Genomic DNA, 7,759 nt, shown 5'->3' on the forward strand with positions numbered 1-7,759 from the left:
CTCGAGTCTCTGACGCCTTCGCAGGTCGTTGGGGAGGCGTGGTCGCGGGTGCGGTGGCTCTGTCCGCACTCGTGGGTACCTCCGTCGCCACTTTCAGTGAGCCCGAGAGCCCTGTTCCCACTACCACGATCGCCGCGGACGCCACCGAGGCCATCAACGCCGGCCAGTCGCCGTACCGCTTCACCGCGTACACCCCGGCCGAGGCCCAGGGCCCGCAGGGCGCGACCCCCGCGTCCGCCCCGATCCCGTGGGAGGAGCACCGCGAAGCCGTCGGCCTGGAACTGCCGCCGCTGCCGTTCATCGCTCCCCCGCCGCCGCCGCGCCCGCAGACCGTTCGCCCGGTCAGCGGCAGGCTGACCTCGTACTACGGCGCCCGCTGGGGCACCGCGCACAACGGCATCGACTTCGGTGACCCGATCGGCGCACCGATCTTCGCCGTCACCGACGGTACCGTGATCGAGGCCGGTCCGGCGTCGGGCTTCGGCCTGTGGGTCCGCGTCCAGCAGGATGACGGCACCATCGGTGTGTTCGGCCACGTGAACGACATCCTGGTCGAGGTCGGTCAGCACGTCAACGCCGGTGACACCATCGCCACCGTCGGTAACCGTGGCAACTCCACCGGCCCCCACCTGCACTACGAGGTGCATGTGCCCGACGGCTCGCTCTACGGCGCCCCGATCGACCCGCACCCGTGGCTCGCCGCGCGTGGCGTCGATGCCGGCGTCGCCCAGGACTGATACCGCTCACCCACTGATCGCCGCCCGGCGCGCGATCAGGAATTCCCGAAGCCGCGCGACCGCGAGCGTCGAGTCATGGTCTCCCGAGACCAGGCCGACCTCGCGGTCGCGTTCGCCATCGATGGGTATCACCGCCAGGTCGGGGTTCGCGACCTCGGCGGCGGGCAGTAGCGCGACGCCCTGTCCGAGTGCGACCAGTGCGCGCAGGGTTTCGAACTCGGTGATCTCGAAGACCACTCGTGGTGTGAAACCCGCTGCGGCACACCAGCTGTCGAGCAGGGTGCGCAGCTGGTAGCTGGGCGGGTTCGCGATGAACGCCTCATCGGCCAGTTCGGTGAGGTCGACGCGAGCGCGCCGGGCCAGCGGATGCGTGCGCGACACGTGCAGGTCGATGCGCTGACTGCCGAGATCGACGGTCGGCAGGTCGGCCGGGGGCGGGATCATCACCGCGAGGTCGAGCCTGCCCTCGCGCACCTGCTCGGCCAGCGCCTCGCCGTGCGCCTGCACCAGATGCAACCGGATCCGAGGCGCGCGGGTGTGGAACTGCGCGAGCAACGACGGAATGCTGACCGGGCCGAGCGTGAGCGGGAATCCGAACCGCACCAGCCCGCTGTCGGGGTCGGCGTCGGCGCGCACCTGCCGCACCGCGTCGTCGAGTGCGCGCACCAGTCCCTGGGTGTGTGCGTAGAGATCACGCCCCTGCGGGGTGAGGGTGACCCCGCGCCCGATCGGCTGGAACAACGCCACGCCGAGGAGCTGCTCCATCGTTCTGATCCGGCGGCTGAGCGAGGACTGCGGCACGCCGAGTCGCTGGGCCGCGCGCGTGAAGTGGCCTTCTTCGGCCGCCGCGTCGAAGGCGGTCAGCAGCGGAGCCAGTGCCTGCGCTCCCGCCTCCGCTGAATCATCCATATCCGGATCATATCCTCGGTGATTCCGTATTGGACGGATCGCTGTTTCCGGCGTGAGGATGGCGGTACACAGCTCACGGGAGGTTCGACCATGAACGACACCACACCCACACGGCCCGGCACCGGCAGCGGCGACGACATTCTCGACGCGGTACTCATCGGCGGCGGCATCATGTCGGCCACGCTCGGCGCCCTGCTGAGCACCCTCGCGCCCGACTGGTCGATCGCGCTGTTCGAACGGCTCGGCGAACCGGCCGCGGAGAGCAGCCATCCGTGGAACAACGCGGGCACCGGACACTCCGGGTTGTGCGAGCTCAACTACATGCCCGACGCGGGCGACGGCGCCAAGGCGGCCGGGATCGCCGATCAGTTCGCGCTCTCGCGCCGGTTCTGGTCGGCGCTGGCCCACCGTGGTGAGCTCGCGCCCGACACGTTCCTCACCTCGACACCGCATGTCACGGCGGTCTTCGGCGAGCGAGACATCGCCTACCTGCGCCGGCGGTACGCCACGCTGCGCACGCTGCCCGCGTTCGCGGAGATGGAGTACACCGAGGATCGTGCGGTGATCGCCGGCTGGGCGCCGCTGCTCGTGCGCGGCCGGGCCGACGGCGAGGCGATGGCCGCCACCCGGCACACCGCGGGCACCGATGTCGACTTCGGGGCTCTGACCAGGTCGTTGTTGTCGACGATGAGCGCGGCGGGCAACGCGGTCCGGATGCATCGTGAGATCACCGGGCTCACCCGCAGCGCTGACGGGCTGTGGACCGTCCGCGGCCGCGATCTCGACAGTGGGCGGCGGTTCCAGGTCAGGGCGCGGTTCGTGTTCGTCGGTGCGGGCGGGTACGCGTTGCGGCTGTTGCAGCGGGCCGGTCTCCCCGAGGTGCGCGGATACGGGGTGTTCCCACTGGGCGCGCAGTTCCTGCGCACCGACAACCCCGAGGTCGTCGCCGAGCATCGCGCCAAGGTCTACAGCCAGGCCGCGCTGGGCGCACCGCCGATGTCGGTCCCGCATCTGGATCGCCGCGAGGTCGACGGCACCGGCGCGCTGCTGTTCGGCCCCTACGCCACCTTCAGCACCCGCCTGTTGCGCCACGGCAAGCTCACCGATCTGTTCACCACGCTGCGCCCGCACAATATCGTCCCGCTGGTCGCGGTCGGTCTGCGGAATTTCGATCTGGTCCGCTACCTCGTCACCGAGCTACTGGCCACACCCCGGCGCAAGTTCGCCCAGCTGCAACGCTTCTACCCCACCGCCGACCCCGCTGATTGGACCCTGGTCCAAGCCGGGCAGCGCGCCCAGCTGGTCAAACCCGATCGCGAGCGCGGCGGCGTCCTCGAATTCGGCACCGAACTGGTCACCGGCGCGGACGGCACCATCGCCGGCCTCCTCGGCGCCTCCCCCGGCGCCTCCATCGCACCGTCGATCATGAGCGACCTGCTCGAGCGCTGCTTCCCCGAACGCCGATACGAGTGGGCCACACTGCTCGCCGAATTGCTGCCGCCTGCCCGATCGACCACCGACGTCACGTCGTAGAACACCTGTCGGACAAGCACATCCGCACCCCGGCCGGGGTGCGGATTGCGTTCACCGCGGGGCGGTGACGAGTGCGCCGATCAGGCGGTGGCTGCGGGCCGACATCTGGGCGGCGGTCTGGTCGGGATGACGCAACCACCACAGGACCAGCGAGGTCACCGCGCCCATCCAGACGTCGGTCAGCGCCGAGAGGTCGGTGGGGTCGGTGAGCTCGACCGCGCCGATGGCATCGGCGACACCGCGCGCGGCCTGGGCGGCGATGCGGCGGCGGGCGGCGCGGACGGCGTCGGCGGCGGGGCCGTCGTCGGGGTGGGAGCGGTCGAAGAGCACGGTCCAGTCGTGTGGGCGCGGTTCCAGCGCGACGAAGATCGCGTCGAGCGTCCGTTCCGCCTTGCTGAGACCGCCGGCCCCGGCGATGGCGGATTCGATCGCGTCGAACAGGACGGTGGCCGCCCGGTCCACGCAGGTGATGTAGAGCCCGTCCTTGGACTGGAAGTAGGTGTAGACCAGCGGCTTGGACACGCCCGCGCGCTGCGCGACATCGGCCAGGGACAGCCCCGCGTAACCCACACGACCGATTTCGGCGACGGCGGCGTCGAGGATCTGCTGTTCGCGCTCGGGGCGGGGGACACCTTTGGTACCGGCTGTGCTCACCGTTCCATCCAACCATCGACCTCCGTGCCGGTTGACACCCAATTGGTCCCTTTGTAATTTACCATTAAGTAAATTACCTGTTCGCCCCCGCTGTACGCCTCGACAGGAGTCCCCGTGTTCGCCGAAGTCGCACAATCGGTACTGCTCAACCCGCCCGCACTCCCCCGCGTGCTCGCGCGGCTGGTCCGTGGTGAGCAGCACGAGATCGCCGGGAAGACGGTCGTGCTGACGGGCGCCTCGTCGGGCGTCGGCAAAGCCGCGGCACACGCGCTCGGCCGGGAAGGGGCGCGGGTGGTGCTCGTCGCCAGGAATGCCGAGCCGCTGGCCGAGGTGCGCGACGCGGTTCGCGCCGAGGGCGGGGATGCCGAGATGATCACCTGCGACCTCGCCGACGCCGAGCAGACCGACGCGCTGGCGAAGACCCTGCTCGAGCAGTTCGGGACGGTCGACGTGCTGGTGAACAACGCGGGCCGTTCGATCCGCCGCGGCGCCGCCGACACCACCGACCGGTTCCACGACTACGAACGCACCATGGCGCTGAACTACTTCGGAGCGACCCGGCTCACGATGGGACTGCTGCCGTCGATGCTCGACGCGGGCACCGGCCACGTCGTCAATGTCGCGACCTGGGGTGTGGCCGCGGGATCGATGCCGCTGTTCACCGCTTACCACGCGTCGAAGGCGGCGCTCGGCGCGTTCGGGCGCAGTCTCGGCGCGGAGACCCGGCGCCGTGGCGTGCACGTCACCACCATCGGCTATCCGCTGGTGCGCACCGAGATGATCGCGCCCACCGGCAAGTACGCCGACGCGGCGGCACTGTCGGCCGAGGAAGCCGCCGACTGGATCACCACCGCGATCCGGACCCGCCCGGTCGAGCTGTACCCGACCTACACTCGCGTACTCCAGGCCCTCGCGCTCGTCTCACCCCGCGCGGTCGACGCCGCGATCTGGCGGATGGGAATCTGAGACAACCCCTAGAACTCGCGTAGCCCGACCCGTACCCGGGTATCGGAGCCGAACCGTTCCACAGCGGGACGTGGTGTGGCGCACCGGATTTCTACCTTCGGTACATGGCGACGATCGACCTCACCCACACGCTGTCCCGCATCACATCCCCCACCGCGCGCGACGGCACCGACCGCGCCCCCTGGCACGGCCCGCTGCTGGTGAATTCCGCGCTCATGACCGCACTGGTGGTGGTGTCGATGGTCGGGATGGTGGTCGACGACCGACTGCTGCTCGGCGAGTCGGTGTGGCTCAAACCGGCCAAGTTCGGGCTCGCCTTCGCCCTCTACGGCGTGACCCTGGCCTGGATACTGCGGCTGCCGCATCGCGGACGGCGTGCCACCTGGTGGCTGGGCACTGTCTTCGCGATCACCGGGGTCGCCGATGTGGGATTCATCGCGGTCCAGGCGGCACGCGGGACGTTCAGCCACTTCAACGACGCCACCGACCCGGTCAACGAGATCGGGCAGCAGGTGTTCGCATCCGGCGTGCCCGGGTTGTTCCTCGCCAATCTCGTCCTGGCGGTGATCATCTCCTGGCAGAAACTGGCCGACCGGCCGACCAGGATCGCGTTGAAGGCCGGGCTGTGGCTGGCGGTCACCGGGATGGCGCTCGGGTATCTGATGGGTTTCACCGGGCCGCAGCTCGTCCGCACGGCCGACGGCACCGTCGTGGGGTTGATGGCCGGGCACACCGTGCGGCCCGGCGATACAGCACGTGACGCTGCCGCGGGCATGCCGATCACCCACTGGAGCACCATCGGCGGCGACCTGCGCATCCCGCACTTCGTCGGGCTGCACGGCATCCAGGTGCTGCTGCTGATCGCCTTCGCCCTGGTAGCACTCGCGCCTCGCTACCGCTGGTTGCGCACCGAAACGACCCGTGCGGCGCTGCTCGTGGTCGCAGTCCTCGGCTACTTCGGACTGCTCACGCTGGTGGTCTGGCAGGCGCTGCGCGGACAGTCGCTCACCAGTCCCGACCTCGCGACAGCCGGTGCCGCCGCAGCCCTCGCGCTGTTCGTCGCGGGGGGCGTCACCGCCGTGTACCTGCGCGCCCGGGAGTCACTGTCGAGCTAGCGCGGTAGTCGCCCATCGGTGCCGCTGCGTGTGCCCCATCGGCTTACGATGGGGCACACGGGTTTTCGCATCGTCAGCGGAGTCGTTCCGCTTCCCGGGCCAGCTGCAGCAACGTCGCGCTCAGCTCTGCCAGCTCCGCCGGAGAAGCTCCCTCCCCCACGGCTGTCGCCACGTCCTCGGCCGCACACCGCGCGGCGAACCACCGATCGGCGAGATCGGCGGCCTCCTGCGCGGTCAGCACCACCGCGTCCTCGGGAATTCCGGTCCCCTTGAGGCTGCTCCGGTGCTCATAGGCACGTTGGCGACACGACTGGCGGCAATAGCGGCGACGCCGACCCGACTCCGAATCCACGATCTCCCGCCCGCACCACAGGCAGGACAGCAGGCGACTGCGCGACATGATCGGAAACCCTATCGGCCCGCGACACACTTCGCCGGTTCAGGTCTCGCTGAGCGGGCACCCTCCCGATACCGACCTACCGTCGACGCCGATTCGGGGGTCGCTCGGCTGATGTGGCCGGGCGACTACAATGGAACAGTTCAGACTTCCCGTGCGTTGAGGTAGTACGAGTTGCGGCACCAGCCGCCGAAATTACAGGAGCACACATGGCAGATCGCGTACTCCGGGGCAGCCGGCTCGGAGCGGTGAGCTACGAGACCGATCGCGACCACGACCTGGCCCCGCGCCGGATCGCCCGCTACCGCACCGACAACGGTGAGGAATTCGACGTCCCGTTCGCCGACGACGCGGAGATCCCGCCCACCTGGCTGTGCCGCAACGGCCAGGAGGGTCAGCTCATGGAGGGCACCTCCGTGGAGACCAAGAAGGTCAAGCCGCCGCGCACCCACTGGGACATGCTGCTGGAACGTCGCAGCAAGGAGGAGCTCGAGGAGCTGCTCAAGGAGCGCCTCGACCTCCTGAAGACCCGTCGCCGCGGATAACACAGAAGATGTGAACGCCGAAGGCCGCCTCCCCCTCGGGAAGGCGGCCTTCGGCGTTGTGTGGCCGTACTCAGTGGCTGGCGACCTTGCGGTACTGCAGTAGTGCCGCGGGCATCGCGATGGCGAGGATGACCAGCGAGCAGATGATCGCGTAGAGGATGCAGTTCTCCGCGGCCCAGCCTGTGGCGGGGACGAAGGTCGGGGGCGAGTCGTTCTCGAAGAGCTTGCGACCCGCCGCCGACACCGCGGTGATCGGATTCCATTCGGCGATCGCGCGCAGGGGGCCGGGCAGGGTTTCGGCGGAGATGAACGCCGAGGAGATGAACGTCAGCGGGAACAGCCAGATCAGACCCGCGCTCTGCGCCACCTCCACCGTCGGGGAGACCAGACCGGTCAGGGCGCCGACCCACGACATCGCGAACGCGAACAGCAAGATGATCGCGAACGCGATCACGGCATCGCCGAAGCTGCCGTGGATGCGCCAGCCGACGATGTACCCGCAGATCGACATCACACCCAGGCTCACGATGTTGACGACCAGGTCGGACAGCGTGCGCCCCATCAGGACCGCCAGCCGCGACATCGGCAGCGTCCGCATCCGGTCGATGATGCCCTTCTGCAGGTCACCGGCCAGGCCGACGGTGGTGAACGCGGCATTGAACGCCACGGTCTGGGTGAAGATGCCGGCCAGCAGGAACTCCCGGTACTGGTCGCCGCCGAGCGAGGCACCGAAGATGTAGGCGAACAGGAACACGAACATCAGCGGCTGGATGGTGGCGGTGACCAGCAGCGTCGGCACCCGCAGGATGGTCAGCAGGTTGCGGTAGGCCACGATCGCGCTGTCGCGCACGAACCGGGCCTTCGGTTCCATCTCCTCGCCTGCGGGCGGCCGCGGGGTGGCCG

General features: G+C 69.4%; 9 protein-coding genes. 5 read left to right on the plus strand and 4 right to left on the minus strand.

From position 1 onward, the window contains the following. Positions 1-71 precede the first annotated feature (71 nt). A complete protein-coding gene (locus ACWDXS_RS13235) occupies positions 72-737 on the plus strand; it encodes a M23 family metallopeptidase (protein WP_378987901.1) in 666 nt (221 codons plus the stop codon). A 6-nt stretch (positions 738-743) separates the two neighbouring features. Here ACWDXS_RS13235 and ACWDXS_RS13240 read toward each other — a convergent pair whose 3' ends face one another. Next, the gene (locus ACWDXS_RS13240) at positions 744-1,646 is read right to left on the minus strand and encodes a LysR family transcriptional regulator (RefSeq protein WP_449965357.1); all 903 of its coding nucleotides are present in this window, start codon (positions 1,644-1,646) and stop codon (positions 744-746) included. Between the two features lie 90 nt (positions 1,647-1,736). On the opposite strand from ACWDXS_RS13240, the gene mqo reads away from it, so the two are divergent. Then, complete coding sequence (gene mqo / locus ACWDXS_RS13245; protein WP_449965360.1) at positions 1,737-3,179, plus strand: malate dehydrogenase (quinone); 1,443 nt, start codon at positions 1,737-1,739, stop codon at positions 3,177-3,179. Positions 3,180-3,230: 51 nt separating this feature from the next. On the opposite strand, the gene ACWDXS_RS13250 is transcribed toward mqo, so the two are convergent. After that, entirely contained in the window at positions 3,231-3,833 is a 603-nt protein-coding gene (locus ACWDXS_RS13250; protein WP_379314750.1) for a TetR/AcrR family transcriptional regulator, read from the minus strand. Positions 3,834-3,947: 114 nt separating this feature from the next. On the opposite strand from ACWDXS_RS13250, the gene ACWDXS_RS13255 reads away from it, so the two are divergent. Together ACWDXS_RS13255 and ACWDXS_RS13260 are read left to right on the plus strand one after the other, a co-directional pair. Further along, positions 3,948-4,799: an SDR family oxidoreductase gene (locus tag ACWDXS_RS13255; protein WP_379314749.1), complete on the plus strand. Its 852-nt coding sequence runs from the start codon at positions 3,948-3,950 to the stop codon at positions 4,797-4,799. 104 nt (positions 4,800-4,903) lie between these two features. Continuing rightward, positions 4,904-5,914: a hypothetical protein gene (locus ACWDXS_RS13260; protein ID WP_449965364.1), complete on the plus strand. Its 1,011-nt coding sequence runs from the start codon at positions 4,904-4,906 to the stop codon at positions 5,912-5,914. 73 nt (positions 5,915-5,987) lie between these two features. On the opposite strand, the gene ACWDXS_RS13265 is transcribed toward ACWDXS_RS13260, so the two are convergent. After that, positions 5,988-6,314: a hypothetical protein gene (locus ACWDXS_RS13265; protein ID WP_378627566.1), complete on the minus strand. Its 327-nt coding sequence runs from the start codon at positions 6,312-6,314 to the stop codon at positions 5,988-5,990. A 206-nt stretch (positions 6,315-6,520) separates the two neighbouring features. Between ACWDXS_RS13265 and ACWDXS_RS13270 the strand changes: the two genes are divergently transcribed. Next, positions 6,521-6,856: an RNA polymerase-binding protein RbpA gene (locus ACWDXS_RS13270; protein WP_067453486.1), complete on the plus strand. Its 336-nt coding sequence runs from the start codon at positions 6,521-6,523 to the stop codon at positions 6,854-6,856. A gap of 70 nt (positions 6,857-6,926) precedes the next feature. On the opposite strand, the gene ACWDXS_RS13275 is transcribed toward ACWDXS_RS13270, so the two are convergent. Continuing rightward, on the minus strand, positions 6,927-7,727 hold the full coding sequence (locus ACWDXS_RS13275) for an ABC transporter permease (RefSeq protein ID WP_358110415.1): 801 nt from the start codon (positions 7,725-7,727) through the stop codon (positions 6,927-6,929). Positions 7,728-7,759: the final 32 nt, after the last annotated feature.

This window comes from Nocardia sp. NPDC003183 (genome assembly GCF_053590715.1).